Annotated in this window: 25 protein-coding genes; 13 read left to right on the forward strand and 12 right to left on the reverse strand. The window is 34.5% G+C overall.

Going from position 1 to position 24,156, the window contains the following annotated elements; genetic code table 11:
* Positions 1 to 29 precede the first annotated feature (29 nt).
* The gene (locus EUC40_RS09500; RefSeq protein WP_156574634.1) at positions 30 to 548 is read right to left on the reverse strand and encodes a GNAT family N-acetyltransferase; all 519 of its coding nucleotides are present in this window, start codon (positions 546 to 548) and stop codon (positions 30 to 32) included.
* A 566-nt stretch (positions 549 to 1,114) separates the two neighbouring features.
* Between EUC40_RS09500 and EUC40_RS09505 the strand changes: the two genes are divergently transcribed.
* Positions 1,115 to 2,470 (forward strand): RNA-guided endonuclease TnpB family protein, encoded by a 1,356-nt coding sequence (locus tag EUC40_RS09505; protein WP_156574636.1) that lies wholly within the window; start codon positions 1,115 to 1,117, stop codon positions 2,468 to 2,470.
* A 266-nt stretch (positions 2,471 to 2,736) separates the two neighbouring features.
* Here EUC40_RS09505 and EUC40_RS09510 read toward each other — a convergent pair whose 3' ends face one another.
* Entirely contained in the window at positions 2,737 to 3,273 is a 537-nt protein-coding gene (locus tag EUC40_RS09510) for a DinB family protein (RefSeq protein WP_156574639.1), read from the reverse strand.
* A 365-nt stretch (positions 3,274 to 3,638) separates the two neighbouring features.
* On the opposite strand from EUC40_RS09510, the gene EUC40_RS09515 reads away from it, so the two are divergent.
* Positions 3,639 to 3,941, forward strand: coding sequence for a hypothetical protein (locus EUC40_RS09515; RefSeq protein ID WP_000717614.1), 303 nt, complete (start codon positions 3,639 to 3,641; stop codon positions 3,939 to 3,941).
* 133 nt (positions 3,942 to 4,074) lie between these two features.
* Here the strand turns inward: EUC40_RS09515 and EUC40_RS27585 are convergent, their stop codons facing one another.
* Entirely contained in the window at positions 4,075 to 4,326 is a 252-nt protein-coding gene (locus tag EUC40_RS27585) for a transposase (protein ID WP_167520145.1), read from the reverse strand.
* A gap of 486 nt (positions 4,327 to 4,812) precedes the next feature.
* A complete protein-coding gene (locus EUC40_RS09525) occupies positions 4,813 to 5,316 on the reverse strand; it encodes a GNAT family N-acetyltransferase (RefSeq protein ID WP_156574641.1) in 504 nt (167 codons plus the stop codon).
* Between the two features lie 255 nt (positions 5,317 to 5,571).
* On the opposite strand from EUC40_RS09525, the gene EUC40_RS09530 reads away from it, so the two are divergent.
* The 6 genes from EUC40_RS09530 (at position 5,572) to EUC40_RS09555 (ending at position 10,167) form a co-directional block, all read left to right on the forward strand.
* A complete protein-coding gene (locus EUC40_RS09530) occupies positions 5,572 to 5,970 on the forward strand; it encodes a DUF2871 family protein (RefSeq protein ID WP_156574643.1) in 399 nt (132 codons plus the stop codon).
* Between the two features lie 171 nt (positions 5,971 to 6,141).
* Positions 6,142 to 7,533, forward strand: coding sequence for an FAD-binding oxidoreductase (locus tag EUC40_RS09535; RefSeq protein WP_156574645.1), 1,392 nt, complete (start codon positions 6,142 to 6,144; stop codon positions 7,531 to 7,533).
* A 4-nt stretch (positions 7,534 to 7,537) separates the two neighbouring features.
* A complete protein-coding gene (locus EUC40_RS09540) occupies positions 7,538 to 8,506 on the forward strand; it encodes a bile acid:sodium symporter family protein (RefSeq protein ID WP_071711431.1) in 969 nt (322 codons plus the stop codon).
* 12 nt (positions 8,507 to 8,518) lie between these two features.
* Positions 8,519 to 8,866, forward strand: coding sequence for a DUF4260 domain-containing protein (locus EUC40_RS09545; RefSeq protein WP_071711432.1), 348 nt, complete (start codon positions 8,519 to 8,521; stop codon positions 8,864 to 8,866).
* A 23-nt stretch (positions 8,867 to 8,889) separates the two neighbouring features.
* A complete protein-coding gene (locus EUC40_RS09550) occupies positions 8,890 to 9,417 on the forward strand; it encodes a GrpB family protein (protein ID WP_156574647.1) in 528 nt (175 codons plus the stop codon).
* Between the two features lie 141 nt (positions 9,418 to 9,558).
* On the forward strand, positions 9,559 to 10,167 hold the full coding sequence (locus EUC40_RS09555; protein WP_156574649.1) for an FMN-binding negative transcriptional regulator: 609 nt from the start codon (positions 9,559 to 9,561) through the stop codon (positions 10,165 to 10,167).
* 93 nt (positions 10,168 to 10,260) lie between these two features.
* Here the strand turns inward: EUC40_RS09555 and EUC40_RS09560 are convergent, their stop codons facing one another.
* From EUC40_RS09560 to EUC40_RS09580, 5 genes are all read right to left on the reverse strand, one after another.
* Positions 10,261 to 10,395: a Phr family secreted Rap phosphatase inhibitor gene (locus EUC40_RS09560; RefSeq protein ID WP_000735068.1), complete on the reverse strand. Its 135-nt coding sequence runs from the start codon at positions 10,393 to 10,395 to the stop codon at positions 10,261 to 10,263.
* Complete coding sequence (locus EUC40_RS09565; RefSeq protein WP_071711435.1) at positions 10,392 to 11,504, reverse strand: response regulator aspartate phosphatase; 1,113 nt, start codon at positions 11,502 to 11,504, stop codon at positions 10,392 to 10,394. Before EUC40_RS09565 ends, EUC40_RS09560 begins: the two co-directional genes overlap by 4 nt.
* A 223-nt stretch (positions 11,505 to 11,727) precedes the next feature.
* On the reverse strand, positions 11,728 to 13,194 hold the full coding sequence (locus tag EUC40_RS09570) for a protein adenylyltransferase SelO (RefSeq protein WP_156574651.1): 1,467 nt from the start codon (positions 13,192 to 13,194) through the stop codon (positions 11,728 to 11,730).
* Between the two features lie 177 nt (positions 13,195 to 13,371).
* Complete coding sequence (locus EUC40_RS09575) at positions 13,372 to 14,370, reverse strand: NADP-dependent oxidoreductase (protein ID WP_156574653.1); 999 nt, start codon at positions 14,368 to 14,370, stop codon at positions 13,372 to 13,374.
* Positions 14,371 to 14,388: 18 nt separating this feature from the next.
* Complete coding sequence (locus tag EUC40_RS09580; protein WP_088610277.1) at positions 14,389 to 14,733, reverse strand: ArsR/SmtB family transcription factor; 345 nt, start codon at positions 14,731 to 14,733, stop codon at positions 14,389 to 14,391.
* A 515-nt stretch (positions 14,734 to 15,248) separates the two neighbouring features.
* On the opposite strand from EUC40_RS09580, the gene EUC40_RS09585 reads away from it, so the two are divergent.
* The 5 genes from EUC40_RS09585 (at position 15,249) to EUC40_RS09605 (ending at position 21,910) form a co-directional block, all read left to right on the forward strand.
* On the forward strand, positions 15,249 to 16,868 hold the full coding sequence (locus tag EUC40_RS09585; RefSeq protein WP_156574655.1) for an FAD-dependent oxidoreductase: 1,620 nt from the start codon (positions 15,249 to 15,251) through the stop codon (positions 16,866 to 16,868).
* 207 nt (positions 16,869 to 17,075) lie between these two features.
* The gene (locus tag EUC40_RS09590; protein ID WP_156574657.1) at positions 17,076 to 17,660 is read left to right on the forward strand and encodes a TetR/AcrR family transcriptional regulator; all 585 of its coding nucleotides are present in this window, start codon (positions 17,076 to 17,078) and stop codon (positions 17,658 to 17,660) included.
* Between the two features lie 51 nt (positions 17,661 to 17,711).
* Positions 17,712 to 20,018 carry an RNA polymerase recycling motor HelD gene (gene helD, locus EUC40_RS09595; protein WP_156574659.1) on the forward strand — a complete coding sequence of 769 codons (2,307 nt, stop codon included), beginning with the start codon at positions 17,712 to 17,714 and terminating at the stop codon, positions 20,016 to 20,018.
* A complete protein-coding gene (locus EUC40_RS09600) occupies positions 20,019 to 20,615 on the forward strand; it encodes a hypothetical protein (protein WP_156574661.1) in 597 nt (198 codons plus the stop codon).
* Between the two features lie 350 nt (positions 20,616 to 20,965).
* Complete coding sequence (locus tag EUC40_RS09605) at positions 20,966 to 21,910, forward strand: glycerophosphodiester phosphodiesterase (RefSeq protein ID WP_071711440.1); 945 nt, start codon at positions 20,966 to 20,968, stop codon at positions 21,908 to 21,910.
* A gap of 43 nt (positions 21,911 to 21,953) precedes the next feature.
* Here the strand turns inward: EUC40_RS09605 and EUC40_RS09610 are convergent, their stop codons facing one another.
* The 3 genes from EUC40_RS09610 to EUC40_RS09620 all read right to left on the reverse strand — a co-directional run bounded on the left by EUC40_RS09610 (position 21,954) and on the right by EUC40_RS09620 (position 24,078).
* On the reverse strand, positions 21,954 to 22,631 hold the full coding sequence (locus EUC40_RS09610; protein ID WP_156574663.1) for a YdcF family protein: 678 nt from the start codon (positions 22,629 to 22,631) through the stop codon (positions 21,954 to 21,956).
* 93 nt (positions 22,632 to 22,724) lie between these two features.
* Entirely contained in the window at positions 22,725 to 23,234 is a 510-nt protein-coding gene (locus tag EUC40_RS09615) for a DUF3916 domain-containing protein (protein WP_156574665.1), read from the reverse strand.
* The gene (locus EUC40_RS09620) at positions 23,173 to 24,078 is read right to left on the reverse strand and encodes a LysR family transcriptional regulator (protein WP_156574667.1); all 906 of its coding nucleotides are present in this window, start codon (positions 24,076 to 24,078) and stop codon (positions 23,173 to 23,175) included. Before EUC40_RS09620 ends, EUC40_RS09615 begins: the two co-directional genes overlap by 62 nt.
* Between the last annotated feature and the right edge of the window lie 78 nt (positions 24,079 to 24,156).

A 24,156-nucleotide genomic window follows, 5' to 3' on the forward strand; every position in this document is an offset into this window, starting at 1 on the left:
TAATCACTTTCTGGCTTCTTTTTGATTATTCATAGCTCAATCCAGAACCTTCTTACAACATTACCATTTTCTTCAGTGAAATCTTTATCGCGAAGGCCACCATTATGCAAAATTGTTTTCTCTGAAGCTGTATTCACTTCGTCGCAAACGACAAGTGCTTTCGTAATGTTTAATTCCTTCGTTTTTTCTAATGATAACGCTAGTAACTTCGTAGCATAACCTTTTCTTCTTTCAGAAGGGCGAATGCCATAACCGATATGACCGCCAGCGTTAAACAAATGCTCTGTTAAACTATGGCGTATATTAACAGCTCCTACAATTTTATTTTCATCTGTAACGAGCCAATACGTAGAGTCTGGCACCCACGTTTCAGGAATGTTTATTCCGTTATGTGCATCGAGTAATTCTTGAATCATAGCGGGGAAGTTAGAAGGGTCTTTTGAAATAACCCACGGAATCATCGTTTCACCGCTATCTTTCCATTCGTTATAAAAATCTAAGTATTCTTCTTGTAAATTGGTAGTAGGTGTAAGTAAAGAGACATTCATTGTTGGCAAGCTCCTTTATTTATGTAGTATTTATAAAAAATTAAAACAAAAAATGAGAGCGTTTTCCTGATTTTCTCAACCTCATTTCATGTAATTCACCTTTGTTTTTAAAGAAAATGAGTAGGCGGTTAAAAATAGAAGTTGTTTATTTTATGTTAATATTTAAAATATTAACATAAAAAGATCGGAGTATTAAGTGTATTTTAGTAAAATTCTTTCATATCGATAAATGGATGTGTGATAATTTATGTTTTATCCTTTTCGGCAAGAAGAATCCATCTGATTTGTGTTACGGGTGAAGCCCAACAATTCAGGTGGAGATGAATTGCCGTCAACAGGTAGACGAAACAATTTTGTTTCTTTTGTCTTACGATATAATCTGCCCTAGATAAGGAGGGAATATATCGTAGGACAACGAAATTAGATAATGATAATCATAATCATTTAGCTACTTGAACCAAAAAGAATTACGATGAAGACCATGTTCACATTTTGTTCCGTTCTAAATATTGATTTGTCAAAAGTAATTAATTGTAATGAACTCTCTAAGAAAGGTGGTGAAAACAATGCCTAGAAAGAAAGCAGTGAAAGTATTAAGGAAACAAAAGAAAAGAGAAAATATACAGCGATTCACGCAGAAACAGAATATCGGACGAGCTTGCCTTACTGCAAAAGAATTTCGTTTACTGCAACGCATGTCACATAGCTCAAAAGCGTTACGAAATGTTGGATTGTACACGATGAAACAAAGTTATTTGACCCATAATAAAATGGCTACTGTAAAAGAAGTGGACAATGCCATGCAGGCTGATATGAACTACTGGGGTGTTCAATCAAACTCTGTTCAAGCGATTCGTAGAGCCTTATTTACAGAAGTGAAGAGCTTTTTTAAAGCGTTGGAACAGTGGAAGAAAAAACCTGAAACCTTCACAGGTCGCCCGAAGTTTCCGAATTACTCTCGTTCAACGGACAAACGAATCATTGAAATCTATCAAGTGCCAAAAGTGGATGAGAACGGATATTGGATCATTCCGATGAATGTTGTATTCAGGAAAAAATTCGGTTCCATTAAAATACGTATGCCTAAAAACGTAAGACATAAACAAATCTCCTACATTGAGATTGTACCGAAGCAAAAAGGTCGGTTCTTTGAGGTGCATTATACATATGAAATGCACGTTTTTCAAATGAAGAAACCATCCACGACTACGAGTAACGCTTTGAGTTGCGATTTAGGTGTAGACAGATTGTTAAGTTGTGTGACAAATACAGGTGATGCATTTTTAATTGATGGGAAAAAATTAAAATCTATTAACCAGTACTTCAACAAAATGATACGTAATCTGCAACTGAAAAATGTGGGAAATGGACTTTCTAAACGAATTGTAACGAATAAAATGGCTGCACTTTGGCATAAAGGAGAACGACAAATAAATGGTTACATTTCACAAACTGTAGGCCTGTTGTTCAAAAAAGTGAGAGCATACAACATAGATACGGTTGTCGTAGGGTATAACGCTGCTTGGAAACAAAAATCTGATATGGGAAAAAAGAATAATCAAATATTTGTTCAAATCCCATTTCATAAACTGATGGCAGCGATTGAGAATAAATGTGTAAAAGAAGGCATTCGCTTTTTAAAACAAGAAGAAAGCTATACCTCAAAAGCCAGTTTTCTTGATAAAGATCCGGTTCCAGTTTGGTCTAAGGAGGATAGGACCCATTATCGCTTTAGTGGCAAACGAATCACGCGTGGTCTGTACCAAAGTAAAGCAGGAACATGTATCCATGCGGATATTAATGGTGCGCTGAATACATTGGGAAAATCAAAAGTTGTAGAATTAGATGAAAATCTCAAAGTGAAAACGCCGATTCTATTAAAAGTGCAAAAACGTAAGGCTGTTGCTTCGCGCATAGCTTAGTGGGTGCGTCAACTATCCATGTGTACTCGACTTGTCGGGGCTTGTAGCACACGCCGGATTCATCTGAGTGGTGGCTTTTTCTATAAGGAAGAATTGCTCTTTTTTGAAAGGGTGGTGCAAGTGGGAAAACAATCGTTCGTTGCCAGTACCAACCAAAAACATACTTGGGGTGTTACCATAAGGTGGCATGAATGCTAGAGCGTCAAACTGTCTAGCGATAGACCGAAAAGACCTAGTATTCTAACTCAAGCCCCCACTGAAACGTTTTATCTCAGTGGGGGTAGTTGACTCATTCCCATCAATCGCTTAATTGTTCTTATTTGTCCACGATGATTAATTTCGTCTTCCATAACGTGAAACCACAAGTAGTAATTATTATAAGGCACACCATTATCCCACTTGTTTTCCTCGAATAACCAGCTATCTTGTTTTGATTTCAGATATGTTAGTGTATTTTCTCTAACTTGTGATAATTCATTCAAATAATAATCTAAAGATTGCTTTTTTATTCCTTCCCTTGCTTTGTCTCCAAGTTCTAAAGAAATTCGCCACTTTAGATATTCACTTTCAGTTAAATCCCTTTTTTCAAACGAGATAACTTGATGAACAAACTCCATCGCTGCAATATGTGATAAGAGAGAACCAATAGTGTTTGAACTAACGTTTGGTAAGAAATCTAAATCACTTTGGTTTAAATTGGAGATTTCGCTCAATGTAACATCTCTTGTATGTTCAAGCATTGTTACAAGCTCTCCAATCTTATTTGAATAGTTTTCTCTTGAAATTATTCTATAATCTATCATATATATCCCTCCAATTCATGCTAAGCATAAGTTTACCAATAAAATAAAAAAACATAGTCTGTAAATTTATGTAAAATAATGATATAATTTAATTGAATATAAAGAAAAAGGAAACCGATACAGCTTGTGCGTATGCAGTGCATTTTGGTCTGGGTCACAGTCTTTTAACGTGGTCGAACTACAGGAGGAGTAAGCATATTCCCGATGGATCCATTTTCGTACTTCCATTATCTGGGGAACCCCCAGTATCCAAGACTAAATTTTACCCATACATCATTTTTTGATGTAGCTCTTGAAGATAAAAACTATTTAATTTTCAAGGAACAGTTATTAACTTAAAACTTATTATACGAGGAGGGTGTATCATGAAAAAAATATGCTTTGTATTAATTGTCGACGCTGGTATAAATTATGGTTCAATATTTTCTCTACCATTTTTAAGGAATCAGGATGATTTGAAGGAATATTTTTCTAAGTATTATGATGTTTCGATTAATTATATTAGGGATAAAAACTCAGTTGACTATTTGGTAGTTCCCAAACCGTGTCCACCTTTTGATAATGAAAATAATCTTCCAATAATTGAAGTACCAGCAATCTTATTTATGGAAAAGGATTTTGAAAAAATAAAGACTTATATAGACAATTATTTTTCTAATAACTCATAAAGAAAATAAAAGTACAGTAAAAAGAAGTCCGATAAAAAACGAGTGGTGTAGAATATTTCTATTAATCATTCGTTTTTTATTATATTTACATATATTTTTTTAAAGAGGATTATAGACGTTCTGAAAAAATTAATTATAATATATTCTCATAAGTTACCGCATTTCTGACAGCTTCAATATCCCGGGCTAATCCATTCGTAAAGCTCTTAAACTCTTGTATATTAGTATTCTTAATTTTCTCAATACAATGGTCGAGATTCTCAACACTCTTTGTGGTGAAGATGTTTTTAAACTCCCATGTTAAGTCATAAACTATTTTTACAATAGGGTGTTCTTCACAAACACGTTCAAATTGCTCTTGTGTAATAGCTTCTACCTTTTCCAATGGCTTGTAAAGAAGTTTTAAGATATTTGAACGTTTTATGGTTTCGGTTGGAGTATCTGATTCACTAAAGGTTTGAGCGCTCTCTCTTCCTCTGCTTTAATTCATGTACATATTTTCGCAAGTTAGATGATGAGCCGTTATAACCCTTTTCCTGGATTATTTTTTCTATTTTCGAACTCATTAGCCCTTGCTCGAATAAATCTTTAATCTCCTCTTTGTAAGGATCCAGTTTACTACTCCGTTTTTTTCCATAAGAAGCATGTACCGGCGTGAAGTCTTCATCCAAATACCGCTTTATCGTTCTACGGGATATTTCCTTCCCTTTATTTAATATATTTATAAGCGGAAGAGTTATTTCTATAAAGTACCAAAAATGTGATATGAAAGGGGTATTGGTAATTACAAGAACTAACGCGAACTATCATGTAACGTAACATATTATTATAAAATTAGTAAAAAAGGTTCGCCATTTATGGCGAACCTTTTTTACGCGTTATACCCGAATAATTTTAAATCTTCTCCTGAGTCTGAAATTATCTTTTCGAACTTCAATCCTACTTTTTCTAAAAGCTTTCCGGAATTGATGTTATCAATAGTAGTAATTGCTACAATTCGTTTCATACCTAGGTTCTGTACACCGTAGTCTATTACAGCAGAAGCGGATTCAAAACCATATCCCTTTGAACGGAATTTCTCTAAAAAGGCAAAGCCGATATCAACATCTTCTAATGAATCTCTTTTAATAAGTCCGCACATACCAAGTGGAGTGAAATCTTCTTTTCGCTCCACTAAGTAAAGACCAAAGCCCATTTTATTATACATATCAACTGGTCCGTTCAAGATGTATTTTTTTGCATCGTCTAAGTTTTTAATCCTTTTATCACCAATAAACTGGATCCATGCAGGATCGTTTACTAATTCTAGAATAAATGGAGCGTCTTTTATATCAAACCAGCGAAGAACGAGTCGTTCAGTTTCAAGAACTATCAATCCATTGCACCACCTTTAATAGTTATAACAATTAGTATGGGTTGCGAAATACAAAAGTGCAACATATTTTAATTATGCTCTACTTGTTCACATAAAGTTCGTTTGTTTTGTATAAAGGGATATTTTATAATTAAGATTGATTGTAAAGAGTGAGATACTTATACAATAACTCCTAGGTGACTAGGGGTTTTTACTATATAACTATCATTATTACTAAATATGACACACTACACATTCTACTCAAGGAGGTACATAATGAAGAAATTATATACTGCATCGTTTACGTATTTAATTATCGGTTTATTATCAGGAATTTTCGCTAGGGAGTATGGAAAGTATAAGGGGATTGTAGGATCTACTTTGTTAAATCTTTTGCATACACATACACTTGTACTCGGCTTTTTCTTCTTCTTAATTGCTTTAGGATTAGCAAAAGTATTCGCGTTTCATGAAGCGAAAAGTTTTAATAAGTGGTTTATTGTACATAATATCGCATTAACTTTAATGTTAGGTTCGCTAGCAGCGAGAGGGCTTCTTCAGTTAAATGGAGAGGATTTTAAAGGGTTAACTTACATTGTAGGATTTTCTCATTCGCTGATGGCAGTTACTTTAATTTGGTTTATGCTGTTAATAAAGAAGTCATTTAAAATATAGTTTTCTAGAAAAGAACTTGCAATATGTATTGCAAGTTCTTTTTATTTTTCTGACAGAAGTAAACGAACTTCGTATATGTAAAACTTGAATTATTTAATTTTTCGGATTATTATGTATAAAATAGTTAACATATTTTGTAATTCTAATTTATAGAAAGTAGGAGAGTGTACGATGGAAATAACGGTAGAGCGTTTAGTAAATGAATTAAAGGGTGTCCTTCCCGAAGATCGAGTAGTTGTAAATATGACAGTAAGAGAGTTACATAGTAAAGATGAATCTTATCATACTAGTAGTTTACCTGATGTAGTTGTTTTTCCGAAAACGACCGAAGAGGTTAGTAGAATAATGAAAGTAGCGAGTGAGCATAAAAAACCTGTCGTTCCGTTTGGGGTAGGATCTAGTCTAGAAGGACATGTTATTCCGTATGAAAAAGGAATTACAATGGACTTTTCACTTATGAATAAAATACTCGAAATAAGAGAGAAAGATTTTCTAGTGAGAGTACAGCCAGGAGTGACTCGCTCTCAGCTTAATAAAGAATTGAAAAAGTATGGATTGTTTTTTAGTGTAGATCCTGGAGCCGATGCGACGTTAGGAGGAATGGCTGCTACAAATGCAAGCGGAACGACAGCGGTAAAGTATGGTGTAATGCGTGATCAAGTTCGAGATTTAGAAGTCGTTCTCGCTGATGGAGGAGTAATACATACTGGGAATTTAGCGGCGAAGTCATCATCAGGTTATCATTTAAATGGTATTTTCGTAGGGTCAGAAGGTACGCTTGGATGCTTTACAGAGTTAACTTTAAAAGTATACGGCATACCAGAACATATTATGGCAGCGAGAGCGTCGTTTCCAACTGTAAATGATGCAGTAGAGGCGGTTATACATATTTTGCAAGCGGGTATTCCAATTGCGAGAATTGAACTTGTAGATGAATTATCTATGAAACAAGTAAATCATTATAATGAAACAAGTTACAGAGAAGAGCCTACATTATTTTTAGAGTTTCACGGTAATGAAGCAGGTTTAAAGCAAGATATTGAATTCACGAAGGAAATTGTTTTTGATCATAAATGTAAAGAAGTTGCTTTTGAAACGGAAACTGCGGCGAGAAATAAATTATGGGATGCACGGCATAATCTAGCATACTCTTACGTTCATAGTTATCCTGGTAAAAAGCTTATGAGTACAGACGTATGTGTACCAATTTCAGAATTAGCTGGTGCAATACAACATGCGAAAGAGACATTAGATAAGGTTGGTCTTGTTGGTGGTATTCTTGGCCATGTAGGAGATGGGAATTTCCACGTGCTTTTAATGGTTGATCCAAACGATAAAGAAGAAGTGAAGAAGGCAGACGAAATAAATGAAAATATCGTTTTGTATGCTCTTAAACGAGGGGGAACGTGTACGGGAGAACATGGCGTTGGAATCGGAAAACAAAAGTATCAAGAAGAAGAACACGGGGCGGCACTATTCGTAATGGAGAAAATAAAGAAAGCTCTTGATCCGCAAAATATTTTGAATCCGAATAAAGTTTTTCAGTTGAAAGATAGGGGATGATTGGGTGAAAGTACTAGAAGCGATAAGTAATATAGCTGGAAAGTATTTTGCATTTTGGGTTATTTGTATTGCAGCTATTGCATATTTTATTCCTACTCCATTTCTCGGGTTAACTAGTTACATAACAATTTTACTTGGAGTTGTCATGTTTGGGATGGGATTAACATTAAAGGCTGTTGATTTTAAAATCATTGCTACAAAACCATTGCCAGTTATTATCGGTGTATGTGCTCAGTTTATTATTATGCCACTTGTCGCATACGTACTAGCCTACGTTATGAACTTACCAGCCGAATTAGCAGCTGGATTAGTGTTGCTCGGTTCAGTACCGGGCGGCACCGCATCAAATGTTATGGTGTATTTAGCGAAAGGAAACTTAGCATTGTCAATTGCTATGACGTCATTATCAACGTTACTAGCACCAATTGCTACACCTCTTATTTTATTATTACTTGCAGGACAATGGATGCCAGTGAATCCTATGTCTATGTTTCTTTCTATCGTACAAGTCATTATCATACCTATTATTTTAGGATTAGTGGTGAAGAAGTTTTTCCCTAAAACTGTTACGAAAGGAATGACCGTTATCCCTTTAATATCAGTTTTAGCAATTATCATTATTGTTTCAGCAGTTGTTTCAGCCAATGTAAGTAGCATTACTTCTTCAGGTCTTCTTATCTTTATCGCAGTTATGCTCCACAATGCTTTCGGTTTTTTACTTGGCTATATAACAGCATTCATACTTAGACTAGACGAAGGGACAAGAAGAGCCATTTCAATAGAAGTAGGAATGCAAAATTCAGGCTTAGGTGTTGCGCTGGCAACAGCACATTTTGGACCAGCTGCCGCACTTCCAAGCGTATTAGCAGCAGTATGGCATAACATTGCAGGACCAATTTTAGCGACCATCTGGTCAAAAAATGCAAAGAATACTTTTAGTGATGAAAAATTATCGGTAAATATAGAAAAGTAGGGATGGTCAAAAATGCAAAAACGCATTGTGCATTTTGAAGGACTCGTTGTTTTGTTAGCCGCGATTTATACGTATTCAATATATGAATTTAGTTGGATAATATTTTTTCTGTTCCTTTTAGCTCCAGATTTATCAATGTTAGCGTATGGGATAAATAATCATATAGGTGCTAAAATCTATAATATATGTCACACGTATATTATATCTATATTAATTGCTATAGTAGGAGTCTATTTTAAGGTAGATACCGTTATAATGATTGGCTTAATATGGACAGCGCATATTGGAATGGATCGAATGTTTGGATATGGCTTGAAATATGAGACGGATTTTAAAGATACTCATATTCAAAGGTTGTAAATTGTATTGGGAAGAGGGATATATTGAAACAGAGAATTACTATCGAAGAATATAACATCAAATGGGAAAGTGAATTTAATAAGCTACAAAATTTCATTAACGATGTAATGGGAGACAGCATTTTATCTATTGAACATGTTGGGAGTACATCTATTAAAGGACTTGTAGCAAAACCAATATTAGATATTGATATTGTAATAGAAGATTATGAAATCTTTCCTGAAGTAGTAAAAAAACTTGAAATGATAGGATATTATCATCAAGCGGAATGGAGCTTCAAGGGGAGAGAGGCGTTTGGAAGAAAGGATGCCTCCGTTCCGTGGAATGAGGAAAATACAGGTTGGATGGAACAGCATCTATATGTGTGTGATAAGAATAGTGAAGAGCTGAGGAGACATGTAGCGTTTCGGGATTATCTTCGTGAACATATTGAGATAGCTAATCAGTATGGACGTTTGAAGGAAGAGCTAGCAAGAGAATCGAAAAATCGAGCTAGTTATAGTGAAGGTAAGACGGCATTTATTACAAATATATTGGGGGAAATAAACTAAGGTCGCATTAAGTACATGCGGCCTATTCTTTTTAAATTGAACGCTGCCATTGTAAAACAAATACAAACTGGCCCTGTTGATTGATGCAATTACTAAATATAATAGGAAATAAAATAGAAAAGACCGGAAAAGAGGGAACTTATGTACGTACCAAAATATTTCGCCATAGAAGATGAAGAGATGAAGTACGAAATAATTGAACAAAATAGCTTTGCGACGTTATTTTCTCAACATAAAGGGGAACCGTATGCAACGCATTTACCGTTGTTATTGCATAGGGAGACCCTTACTTTACATGGCCATTTCGCACGTCCGAATGAACAGTGGAAAGATAGTGGGAATCAACAAGTACTAGCTATATTTCAAGGGCCACATAGTTACATTTCGCCGTCATGGTATGAAACAACCAATGCAGTACCAACATGGAATTATGTTGCTGTACATGTATACGGTGAATTAGAAATTGTTGAAGATGAACAGGCATTAATAGATTCTCTTCAAAATTTAGTACATACATATGAAGATCCACAGAGCACCTACTCACTTGATGATGTAGATCCGAATTATATGGCGGGATTAAGTAAGGGGATAGTTGGTTTTAAAATTAAGATTAGTAAAATAGAAGGAAAAGCGAAGTTAAGTCAAAATCATTCTGTGGAGAGACGAAAATTAGTTGTGGAGGAACTTGAGAAAGTTGGTAGTGAGGGGAGTAGGGGGATTGCTAGAATGATGACGTGGAATTCGTTGTAATAGAAAATGAAGTAAAAGTTTCAACGAATAAAAATGAAGTCATACAATAATGCATGACTTCATTTTTATATTCTTGTGTAAAGAAAGTGTAGATCAACCGCCACCATCACCTACAGAAAGGTTTTGTATCTTAGTATTAGAATGATCCAGCTTTGTTGGACTTGTTATACCAGTACTAAATGCTAGAATCGTAACGATTCCCATAAAACTTAAGAGTAACTTTTTCATTTTAATCCTCCTTTAGCATTTGCTTTTTTCGTTGCTTGTAATGCCATATAAAAATATTTACTTGCTTCAGAATGTTCGTTTTCATCATAGAATTTAATTGCCAATGCTTCATAATGTTCCTGAACATCTTCATATAATTCTTCTCGCTCGAAATATTTAATTCCTGCTAATGCTACTGTTTCAAATGTTTTAGCAGGTGAACTGTTATTTAGTTCTTGTAAAATCATAAAGCGATGTTGGAATTCCTCTTGTTTTAGTTCGTTACTAATGTTTAATCCTCTTTTTATTAGCTCGTCTGCGACGCTAATTTCCTTTAATTTGTAGTATTCTAAAGCGCTAGCAAAGATAGCTTTATAATGATTTGGGGATTTCTCGACAACTTCAGAGAGATAACGAATAGCTAATGCATTAAGGTTTTGATTTGAATACATCCATCCTAAGTTATGTCGAACCATTAAAATGAATTTTTCTTTTCCTGTTTTTTGAAATTGATTCATTGCAGCTGTAAAATGTTCTTCAGCAAGTTCCCATTCTTTTAAATTTATACATGCTAAACCTAAAATGTTATCACAAAAAGCTACATTCACTTCATATCCTAGATGATTAGAAAACATATCTTTAGCTTTTGTTACTTCTTTGATGGCTTGAAGTGTTTGTTGATTATCGTAGTAGGAATATCCTAGTTTATAGTAGAACTCTGCTTTCTCAATTTCATCTGGAATGTATTGAAGCAAAGCTTCAGCTTTATCATAATGCTCTCTCGCTAGTATATAGTTTCCAATCGCATCTGAGTGAATAGCTTTAAAGAAATGATAGTAATATGATAAGAAATTATTTGTTGGAATTTCAAACGACTCAATTTTATTAAAACTGTCTTTAGAGACGCCTAAGTTATCAATTAAATAATTGTATCGGAAGTTTAGTAGAGAATAATAGAGTAACAAGTTTTGATCAGGTAAACCATTTGGATATTCGTTTTTTAAAATGTTAATTTTATTATCTATTTGTTCTTTAAAACGGTTTGCACTATCAATGCGTCTTAAACGGATTTCTATGTACCATTCGTTTAATAACTGTGTGATTTGTTCACTTTTAGTGGGTGTAAACATGAAGACTCCTCCTTTTTAGAATATTCTTATAAATTAATGATAACAAAAATAATAATACTAAAAAGCAAAATTTATATTTCTCAACATTTTTCACGAATATAACCAATTATTATGATTGGAATAGTAATATATCTGCGGTTTAATTGGAATACGATTTATGTTTATGTTAAACAAAAAAAATATGCTTTCAAAAATTGAAAGCACATTAAAAGATATTAAACAATCAAGTCCCACAAAAAGTACGATAAGGACGATTCGTCGGTACAGGTGGAACGCAGTATTCTTCTTGATCTGCAGAATACGCATAAGGGTTTGATAAAGCCTCAAGAAGCTTCTCCATTACGCTATAATCTCCATTTGTAACAGCTGCTTCTAATGCTTCTTCTACGCGGTGGTTTCTTGGGATAATCGATGGGTTATTATTTTTCATCATCTCATAGGTATTCGCTTTTGATTCGTCTTGCTTTTCTAATCGAGATTGCCATAGTCCGTACCATTCTTTAAATTCTGGACTTTCGAATAGAGGGGTATTTTCTAATGTATCGAGAGTTAATGAACGGAATGTATTTGTGTAATCCGCTTTATATTTCTCCATTATTGCTAAAAGTTTCTCAATAAGTGATTTGTCTTGTTCGTCTTCGCCAAATAGTCCTAATTTCTTTTTCATTCCAAGCAACCAATTGTTTTCATATTGTACGCTAAATTTTGAAATTTCGTCTTGGGCAATCTTTAATGCTTCTTCCTCATCTTCGTGCAGAATTGGTATTAAAGATTCAGCTAGTCGTGCGAGATCCCATGCGGCCATATATGGTTGATTTCCATATGCGTAGCGACCTTGTGTATCGATAGAGCTAAATACCGTTCCTTGGTCGTAATTGTCCATAAATGCACAAGGGCCGTAATCAATCGTTTCTCCACTAATCGTTATATTGTCAGTATTCATTACGCCGTGAATAAATCCAACAAGTTGCCATTTTGCGATGAGACTTGCTTGTTTTTTAATGACTGCTTCGAGTAAAGCAGTATATCGGTTTTCATGAGCTTCAATTTCTGGGTAATGTCTTTTTATCGTATAGTCAGCTAGTGATTTCAGGTCCTCGATTGAACCGCGAGCCGCAGCATATTGAAATGTACCGACGCGAATATGGCTACTAGCTACTCTAGTTAAAATAGCTCCAGGTAACTTTGTTTCACGGTATGTAGGTTCTCCAGTTGTAACGACTGCTAAGCTACGGGTAGTTGGGATATCAAGTGCATACATTGCTTCGCTTATAATATATTCACGTAGCATCGGACCAAGTGCAGCACGACCATCTCCTCGGCGTGAATAGGGAGTGGGGCCAGAACCTTTCAGTTGAATATCAAAACGTTCACCTGAAGGAGTGATTTGTTCTCCTATTAAAAGGGCACGCCCGTCGCCTAACATATTAAAATGTCCGAATTGATGACCAGCATATGCTTGAGCTAATGGATGAGCACCTTCTGGGATTGCGTTACCAGCGAAAATTGCAATTTCGGCTTCTTTCTTTAGTTCTTCAGGGGTCAAGCCAAGAGATATCGCTAATGAATGGTTTAGTTTAACTAACTCCGGTGAACTTACGGGAGTAGGGGGGATTTCTGTATAAAATGAATGTGGTAAAGTCGTATAACTATTATCTAAATTCCAACCTATTTCATTATTTTTAGTCATTGTATCTCCTCCTTTTGTATTTTTTATTATGTATTTGTACGTATGTATTCTTTGTAAAGTTAGCTAAAAGTATAATACGATATTTCCCCTTGCAATCTATTGTAAGGACTTCGCTGCACTATGTCTATTTAACAGCAAATATAAAAACTCCATTTTTAAAAAATGGAGTTTTTATATTTATTTAATTTTTACAATTATTTTCCCTTTTGCTCTTCCAGCCTCTGAATATTCCATTGCTTTTTGAGCATCTTCAAAAGGGAAGACTCGATCGATTACCGGTTTGATGTTTCCGGACTCAATATAGTTTGCGATAGTACGTAATTGATCCCCACTTGGCTTCATAAATAAAAATGAATATTGCGCATTATGCTTCTTTTCAAGTGCAGTAAGTTTGCTACTTGCTAATGAAAATAAGAGTGTTTTAAAAAATCCAGAACCAAATTCTTTACCGAAACGAGCATTTGGCATTCCTGAAACGGAAACAATGTTGCCGCCGTTTTTTATAATGTTGAATGATTTTTCAAGTGTTGTACCGCCGATTGTATCAAATACTGCATCATAATTTGTTAGTATATCTTCAAATTTTTCTGTTTTGTAATTAATTATTTCATCTGCGCCAAGAGACTTTACTAAATTCGCACCAGCCTCACTAGCAGTTGTTGTAACAGTAGCACCCATTATTTTTGCCAACTGAATAGCGAAAGTACCAACACCACCGGATCCAGCGTGAATTAAAATCTTTTGTCCTTTTTGTAATTGCATGATGTCATGTAAAGCTTGATAGGATGTTAAGCCAACGAGTGGAATCGACGCCGCTTCCTCAAAACTTAAATTTTTCGGTTTTAAGGCTATATCATCTTCATGAATGGCTATATACTCCGCGAAAGTACCAATCTTATTTTTTCTTGGACGAGCATATATTTCATCACCGACTTTAAAACGAGTCACTTTTGATCCAACCTTCGTGATGACACCGGCGAAGTCATTCCCGAGGATTAGGGGCATTTCATATTTCAGTAACATTTTTACTTTTCCATCGCGTATTTTAAAATCAATGGGGTTAATACTAGCTGCATGAATTTCTGCGAGCACTTCATACTCATTTATTTCAGGAGTAGATACGTCTGCCATGCGCATTGGGACTTTTCCGTATTTATCAATTATCATCGCTTTCATTTCTTATACCTCCAAATCTCAATAAAAGTTGTGCAATAGCTTTTCAATATCTAATACAAGATTTTTTAATAAACCTAATTTTGTACGTATATCAATATAATAAAAGTTTTTTGTACCTTCTTTTCGCATTAAAATTATACCGGCTTCTCGTAAAATCCTAAGGTGATGTGATACAGCTGGTCGAGAAAGGTGTGTTTGCTTCGTAATTTCGCCTACACGTAATCCGGTTTGACATTCCGTTTCCATTAGAACTAACAAAATAGCTTGACGTGTTTCATCACCGATTGCCAATAATACTTTTTGAGAATCAATAAAATCTTTTTTTATAACATTTAATTGTTCTTGTTTATTCATTTCAATCACTTTGCCTCCTGGTAATTAGTCGAAAGGTTTAAAATGATGAACCATTATATCGATACGGTAATGCTACATGATTGTTGAATGAGCTGCAATATTGGGAAAGAAAATCGAGACGAATGAAATTTTATGTGTTGCAAATGGTAGGGGATAGAAAAGGATTACATACTAGGATGGTTGAAGTTTTAAAAATAGAAAATGATTCATAATAGGTTGTTTACTGAGGATAGAGGATAAGGATTTTTAAAAAAATAAGCGGTCGTAACCCTGTATAATTTATAGGGTTACGACCGCTTATCATGTTTTTATTATGTTGGTGTCTACTAAAGTGAGTTTTTTCATTTTACTTTTTCATACACGCATAATTCAAACGGATTATAGATGTATGAAAAAGTAAAAGTAATTTGGGGCGTAATCTATCTATATGATAATTTAAAATGAAATATAAGTCTATATCTTTGTTGATTTTTTGATTATATTTATGTCACTGAGCTCAGAACAATGATGTGGAGGGTAAATATATGAAAACGAATGATGTACCAGTTTTAATTGTTGGAGGGGGATTATCAGGATTAGCGTCTGCGTTATTTCTTGCAAAACATAACATTGAGTACTTACTTATTGAAAGGCATCCGTCTACTGCAATTCATCCAAAAGCAGGTGGAATCACTTTTCGTACGATGGAGTTATTTCGAGAATTAGGTTTAGAACAAAGAATTAGATTGGCGGGTAAAGCGTTAGAAAATTGCCGAGGAAGAATAGCAGTTGATACAATAGCGGAGGCGAATACGGAAGAATTGGCACAAATGAGGGCGACTCAGTATGGAAACGATGAAAAGTTACTTCAAAAAATAGAAGAGATTAGTCCATCAAAACAAACGGCTTGTTATCAAATTACTTTAGAAGAGATGATGTTACAAGAAGCGAGATCATTAGGCGGAGAATTATCTTTTTATCATGAATTAGTTTCTTATGAACAAAATGAGCACGGAGTAATAGCAACGATTCGAGATCGAGAAACAGAAAAAGAAAGTGTCATACATTGTGACTATGTCATTGCAGCAGATGGGGCAAAAAGTAAAATGCGTGAGCAACTAGGGATACGTACCGAGGGACGAGGTACAATCGGTGGCTATTATATGAATATTTATTTTGAAGCGGATTTAAGTGAGTTTATAAAAGGAGATGCATTTGGTTTTACTATGGTACTTCATCCGGAAGTTCTTGGTGCACTTATTCCAGTTGATAACGAAAGAAGATGGATTTACCATGTATCCTACGATCCATTAAAAGGAGAGAGGTCAGAGGATTTTACTATAGAACGCTGTAAACAAATTATTCAAACCGCAATTGGAAGCAAAAATATTGAGGCAGAAATAGTAAGTGTTTTACCGTGGGAAGCGACTGAAAGTACAGCGGTTAAATTTCAAGATAATCGCGTTTTTTTAGTTGGCGACTCAGCGCATATTATGCCGCCAACAGGAGGGTTTGGTTCAAATACAGGAATACAAGATGCGCATAACTTAGCTTGGAAATTAGCGGCTGTTATAAAAGGGAAGGCAAAAGAAAAATTGTTGGAAACATATCATAAAGAGAGATACCCTGTTGCAAAATTAACGACAGATTATGCGAGTAGTTTACTGTTCCGTGCTGCAAATAGAGAGGAAGGTAGTTTAAATACTATGGACGGTTTAGCTGTTACTGTCGGGTATCAATATTGTTCAGAGGCGATTATAGATGACTTAGTTACCCCGCATAGAATGGATATAGTACAGTTGAACGGAAGACCTGGTACGCGAGCACCACATTTTGTTGGAATGTATGAGGGGGACGAAGTCTCTGTCCTTGATTTATTAGGTAACGATTTTGTTTTGCTTACGGGAGTAGAAAATGGTTCTTGGGCTGAATCAGCACATACTGTTTCAGCTAAATTAGGAATAAATATAAAGGTGTATCAAGTTGGTTTAAGTGGAAACTTTATTGCTCAAGGAGATATTTTTAGCGAATTATATGGAATAGAGAATGGAGGAGCTGTATTAATTAGACCAGATGGTTTTATAGGATGTCGTCTGGCAAAAGAGATAGAAAATCTAGAGACAGTGCTTAACGAAGTAATGAATCATTTATTATGTAATTTTTAAGTAACGAAGAAGAATTGTCTTATATAAGGCAATTCTTCTATTATGCTTTCAACTTACAAAATAAAAATATTGTAAGTTGAAAAAGGATATGTTAATCTTATAACCTAATTGAAATCGTATTTTTTTACACTCAACTTACAAATAATAAAAAATGTAAGTTGTTATTGAAATAATATTATTATGTAAATAGAATGGATGGTGAGAAAAATGAAAGATAAGGCGTTAACGAAAAATATTGTTTTAGATGCAGCGGAAAAAGAGTTAATGAAATACGGATGGAGTAGGACGACACTTGTTAGTATTGCGAAGTCACTTGATGTTAGTCATGCGGCTTTATATTCTTATTTTCGGAGTAAAGTTGCATTACGCGATGCGATTTTAGAAAGGTGGCTGTTAAAATATTCGGATCAGCTTGAGAAAATCGCTGGAAAAGAGGGAGAGACGGCAACCATTTTACAAGAGTGGTTCTTTCATTTATTTCAGCTTAAAAAGAAAGAGCTACTTGAAAACGAAGAGTTATTTACATTGAATAGTTCGTTAGTGCAGCAAAAGAATAAGGTGATCCAAAAGCATGAAGAAAGATTAGTTGGACAACTGGAGAACGTGATAAATCGTGGGATAGAGCGTAATGAGATTGAAAAACAAGATAGTTTGTTTTTAGCGCATACGTTATTTGGGTTACTTTCATCGTTTTATCACCCTGCTTTTTCTGCAAGATGGAAAGAAGATAGGGTAAATGAAGAGTTCCAAAAGTCATGGGAGATTGTTGCATGTGGCATTTTTCAAAAGTAAAAAGTTGCGTATCATATAAGGCTTTCAAATAGTATGAGAAGGAGAGATTATATGAGTCATTATAAAGTAGAGCAACAACGCGTTAATGTAGTCGTTGAAAAAGTAGACGAGGAACTGAGAGAGCTCGATGACCGAGTTGGTTTGGTGAAGTCTGAAATTGTCAGTATTAGAAAAAACTTTTGGGAAGATGTAAAAGTAAATATAGATAACATTAAAGAAGCGGTTGAAACGGCGGCGAGTATTAGGCAAGAGGCAGAACTTCTTGCTGAAAGAGAACATACACATCGTCATACGAAAAATGAATATAACCTTTTAACGAAAATAAAAGAAACGCCGTATTTTGGGCGGATTGATTTTAAAGAAGATAATGAAGCGGATACTGATGAAATATATATCGGTATCGGCTCTTTTTATGATAAAGAAAATGATGAGTTTTTAGTATACGATTGGCGGGCACCTATTTCGAGCCTTTATTATGATTACACTTTAGGGCGGGCACAGTATAAAGCGCCCATCGGTATGATTTCAGGTGATTTGCTTTTAAAACGTCAATACATGATTCGAAATGGAACGATTCAAAGTATGTTTGATGCAAGTGTGACGATAGGTGATGAATTATTACAAGAAGCACTTGGGCGAAATGCAAGTGAACAAATGAAAAGTATTGTAGCGACAATACAAAGGGAACAAAATCAAATTATTCGAAACGATAAAAGTGATGTGTTAATTGTGCAAGGAACTGCTGGGAGCGGGAAAACTTCAGCAGCACTGCAGCGCGTTGCTTATGTATTGTATCGTTACCGCGGCACGGTTCATGCGGATCAAATGTTACTGTTTTCCCCGAATGAGTTGTTTAATAGTTATATTGCGAACGTTTTGCCAGAGCTTGGGGAAGATAATATGCAACAAACGACTTTTCAAGCGTATGTGGAACATATGATTGGAAAAAGTTTTACTGTAGAAGATTCATTTGCCCAGCTGGAATACGTTTTAACGAAAAAGCATGAAAGTACGTATGAAACTAGGCTAAAAGGAGTTCAATATAAATCCTCGGTTGAATTTATGGGACTACTTGAGAAATACGCGCGAAGCTTAAGTGAAAAAGGTTTACAATTTCATGATGTTACATGTAATGGTGAAGTACTCATAGAGGCGAAATCAATATGTAATTATTTTTATAGTTTAGATATATCTATTGCTATACCGAATCGAATGCAACTTACAATGGAATGGGTTCTTCGGAAGTTACATGAATTTGAAAAGATAGAAGCGAAAAAAGATTGGGTGGAAAGAGAAATTCAGTATTTAAATAAAGAAGATTATAATCGTATATATGAAAAATTAGAAAAGGATAATCAATTTGATTATTACGAGAAGGAACATGAATTATTAACGAAATATGTAGTGAAGAAACATTTTCGTTCGTTACGTAGAAAGGTGAAAAAATACGCTTTTATAAACCATCCTGCGATTTTTGAGCAGTTATTTGAAAGTACGCAGAAAGATATTTTCGTACCAGATTGCTGGGAAGATATATGTAAGCAGACAGTGGAGTTTTTGAAGAACAAACAGCTAGCAAATGAAGATGCTACGCCGTATTTGTTTTTAAAAGAAATACTTGAAGGTTTTAAAACGAATTATCTTGTGAAGTTTGTATTTATTGATGAAGTGCAAGATTATACACCATTTCAATTAGCATTTTTAAAAAGACTATTTCCGAAGGCGAAATGGACGTTACTTGGTGACAGTAATCAAAACATTTTCTCGCATGATCAAAATAAAGAGAACGATATGTTTCCTACATTATTTGCAAATCGTAAAGTAGAAACAGTTCAGCTTAATCGTAGTTATCGATCGACAAAACCAATTATTGAATTTACAAAGTGTATGATTCCAAATGGAAAAGATATTGAAGCTTTTAACAGGGGTGGTAAGAAGCCCGTTTATATAAAAGTAAGTGATGAACGAGAGCATATAAAAAATATGGTGCTTAAGGTGAAAGAGTTAGAAAAAAAGGGACATAAAACAGTTGCGGTCATTTGTAAAACAAATGAAGAATGTACGAAAGTGATGGAGCTAATAGGTGCTACATTACATGTCCATTTTATGCAAAAAGAGAATACAACTTATGAGAAAGGCGTTGTTGTTATTCCTGCTTATTTGGCGAAAGGGATAGAATTTGACGCTGTTATTATATTTGATGCTTCAAATGATAACTATTCGAGAGAGTCTGATCGTAATTTGTTTTACACAGCATGTACGAGGGCGATGCATGAATTATATGTATATTATGCTGGAGAAATAACGGAATTTCTCCAGCATGTTCCAAAAGAATTATATATAAGGGAGAGATGTTAAATGGGGAATCCATACAATACTTTTCAACATTGTAGTAAGGAAGTTGCGATGTTATTACCAATTCCGAAGTATGTGAATTTAGTACGTGAGCATGAGGAATTACGTGATGGTGTCAAAGTTGCTGTTCAGCGCTATCAAGCGGAAGAAATGCTCCATTACGGTGGTACTCATATTACGATCATTACTTCTAAAAATGGGAAGTATTTATTAAGTTACACGAATATGATGCCGGTATACTCTAATGCATTACCTCATAAAGATGAGGCGGAAAAAATGGCGATGGATGTAATGGAAAAGGTTGATCAACAATATGCAAGTGGTTTAACTTTACTTCGTATAGAAAAACAAACGAGGCAGTATAAAGATAAAGGAGAAATTGTTACGTTCCCTGTTTTATGGGTGAAAATGATGCATGATAATGGGAGTTTTAACTGGGTAACAATTGGTGGAGAAGGACAAATTATCGAATTTGAGCGGGAAGTACGCTGGGATTATATGATGAGCCGCCGTCACACAGAAATGTGGTATTACGATGATTGGGTATTGGCGCGCATGGGTAAAGGGCCGCAATTAATGCCGCCAGCTGCTTTAGCATAGAAACTACTTATTTAAAAAATATTCACAAATATTAATAGGTTTGGTATGATTAATTTCGACAAGTTAATCGAGGCCGGAGATATTTGAGATAAGCCATAAATTTATTTAGGGATACAGAAGTGTCCTCTGAATAATTTATGGCTTTTTTTATTGATGAACTGTAATCAATAAGGAGTTACATGTGAATAGGAGGGATATGGAAAATAAATAGTATAGTAATAATATAGGGGAATTGTATTTGTAAGATTGGAATTTTAATATAAGCTTATAAAAATAATGAAAGTATATCTTCTATTTCGTGTAAATCTCATTAACTTGTTGAAATTTGCAACGTAGGAAGGGTTAGAAGGATGAGAAAAATTATTAGCGTTTTAGTTATTTTCTTTATGACGGGAAGTATCTTTGCTGGGGGAGCTGTTCAAGCGAAAGCAGAAGGAAAGCATGAGTGGAATACGAATAAGTTTTTAAATATTGCGCATCGCGGAGCAAGTGGACATGCACCTGAGCATACTTTTGCTTCTTATGATCTTGTGAAAAAAATGAAAGCGGATTATTTGGAGTTAGATATTCAATTAACAAAAGATGGCCAATTAATTGCAATGCATGATACAGCAGTTGATCGTACTACAAATGGAACAGGCGAAGTACGAGATAAAACGTTAAGCGAAATAAAAAGTTTAGATGCAGGGTCATGGTTCAATAAAGCTTATCCAGAAAAGGCTAAGCAAGAATATGTTGGACAAAAAGTTCCGACTCTTGAAGAAATCTTCCAAAAGTACGGAAGAAGCATGAAGTATTACATTGAAACAAAATCACCAGATGTGTATCCAGGAATGGAAGAAAAATTATTAGCTTTATTAAAAAAATATAATTTAGTAGGTCAAAACATGTCTTCTAGCCGTGTTATGATTCAATCATTTAGTAAAGATAGTTTAACAAAGATTCATAGTATGAATGAAAATATTCCGTTAGTTCAACTGCTTTGGTATTATCCAAATGAAAACAATGAGATTGTTGAATGGTCTGGGATTACACATGAGCCGAAAAGTGTAACGAATGATGATTTTCAAGAAATTAAAAAGTATGCAGTTGGTATTGGGCCGAACTTACGCAATGATAACGGAGAACTAATTATTGATGAGTCATATATGAAAATGGCTAGAAATAATGGACTGTTAATTCATCCTTATACAATTAATGAGAAACCAGATATGAGATTGTTAATTAAATGGGGTGCTACAGGGATGTTTACAAATTATCCTGATCGATTACATAGTGTGTTAAAAGAAAAATAAATAGGAGAAAAGGTATACCGACGTTTTGGTATACCTTTTTCTATTATGCTAGATTATAGTAGTAGGATACATATTCTTCTAAGCCTTGAACCTCTTTTTCAGGCGGCTCAATACCACCTTTTCTGCCGTAGCAAACATTTCTCAAGTATTCTCCAAAAATCATAGAGCGACTCTTTTCATTTTTCATCCAATTATATCTATTAATTATAAACTCACTATCAAAATTTGTATCAAATGTATATGGGATACAAGTAATAGTTTTAGGTAAATGTTTTTTTAATACTCTATATTGCCGACCAGCGCCTAAACTTTTGCATACAAATAGTAGCCGATTAATCTTTGTGAAATCAAAAATCTTTTTCGCTTCCATTACATTAGCGATAGAATGGAGGGAGTTCGTCTCGAACATGATAGCATCTTTTGGTACACCATGTTCAATTAATTTATGTACAATTACTTCTGCTTCTGACAAATCCCCGTAATTCCAGCTCGGATGTTTCATGCCATGCAAACTAGTACCACCTGTAACGATAATTTGATTTCCTAATCCTTGTCGATAAGCTTCTAGAGGAGCTTGCCAATTGCCAGGGTGAGAACCGCCGAAAACGAAAATTGCATCACATTTTTGAGGTGTTATTTCTTTTAGAAAAGTGATTTCTGTAATTTGATCGATTTGTTTTTTTGTAAGAGTAGGGACATCAGGATATTTAGGGATTACCATTTGAAAACCTCCTATATAGTAAAATGATAAATTCATTATATAGCGATTTTGTTAAGTGAAAAAAGGGAAGCTTTTCATTTGAAGGTACCCCTTTTAAGATAATTCTCCAATAAACCAAATTTCTTTTTCATAGATTGCACCCTCATCATAAATGACTTCTTGAAAGTGTAACGTTTGGAAGGAAGGCAAAATTGAAATTCCCCATGTCTTCCAAAAATCTGGCTCGTTTGAAAGAGGAATCCATGTTTGAAATTCATTATTTCTATTGAAAAAGTTATGAAAGTAGTTTTCATTTTTAAATACAATTATTTGCGAATTCCACAAATTTTCTATAGAAATTAAAACAACAACTCGATATGTATTTGTATCGTTTGGTTTTATTTTTATTAAATGGTTTGCTTGATTTAATAAGATTTGTATACACAATCGTTTTACTTTTCTAGGTGTTTTAGGAGAATCGATAAAAGCTTGGAAAACTGGTAAAGGCATATACCAATATTCATCGTTATAAAAAGTAGAAGGGAACGTTTTTGTATGTTCCTCAATTCGGTTTGTCATAGCGTTTGTTTTTCGTTTCATCCCACGTATTTTCTTTTCGCGCATTGTGAGTCAACTCCATAAATTTTTGTAATGCAGCAGAGTGATATATATCTTTTCTAGTAATAAAGGTAGTAGGAACTTTCTTGAAGTTATTTGGTAAAGGATTGAAGGATAAGTCATGTTCATGTCCTTTTAAAATTGATTTCATCATAATCGCTACGCCCATACATGATTTTACACATGCGAGTATTGCTTCAATTGTTCCGAATTCTAAAACTCGTTTAGGTGAGATTCCTTCTTCTTGAAGTAAGTCTTCTAATAAACTTCTATAATAGCACCCGTGACTAAAAGCGAGTAAATTCATATCTTCTATGTCTTTAAGAGAGGATAAACGTTTTTTGCTAATGAGCACTAATTCTTCTTCACGAAATATACTTGTATGAAGTTCAGTATGCTGAGTAGGTCCAGCTATAAACGCTCCGTCTAATTTTCGCTCTAACACAAGCCTAATTAGTTGTTCGGTCTTATTTGTTTCTAAAATCAATTCGACTTCTGGGTACTTCTCATAGTAGGCTGTTAATATAGAGGGGAGCCTTACCGCAGTTGTAGATTCTGTACATCCGATTTTTAAAGTGCCTTTTGGCTCAGTTCCATTACTTTGAACCGCTTTTATAGATTGATCCATTAAGTGGATAATTTGTTTGGCGTATGTTAATAAAATCTCACCGTTAGAAGTTAAAGTTACACCTTTTCCGTTTCGGTAAAATAAAGGCACGCCTAATTCATTTTCTAGTTGTTTCATACGCATCGTTACGCCTGATTGCACATAGTTCAAATTTTTCGCTGCGTGAGAAATATTATTTTCCTTCGCGACTTCGTAAAATACAGTTAAATCTTTTATGTCCACGTATCATCCCTCCAAAAAGATATCATTTTTTTTGATGGATTACATGATAAATCTTTATTTTATATGATATCAGAACTT

Origin of the sequence: Bacillus luti, from assembly GCF_009739945.1 — a bacterium.
In the GTDB taxonomy this organism is placed as follows: Bacteria; Bacillota; Bacilli; order Bacillales; family Bacillaceae_G; genus Bacillus_A; species Bacillus_A luti.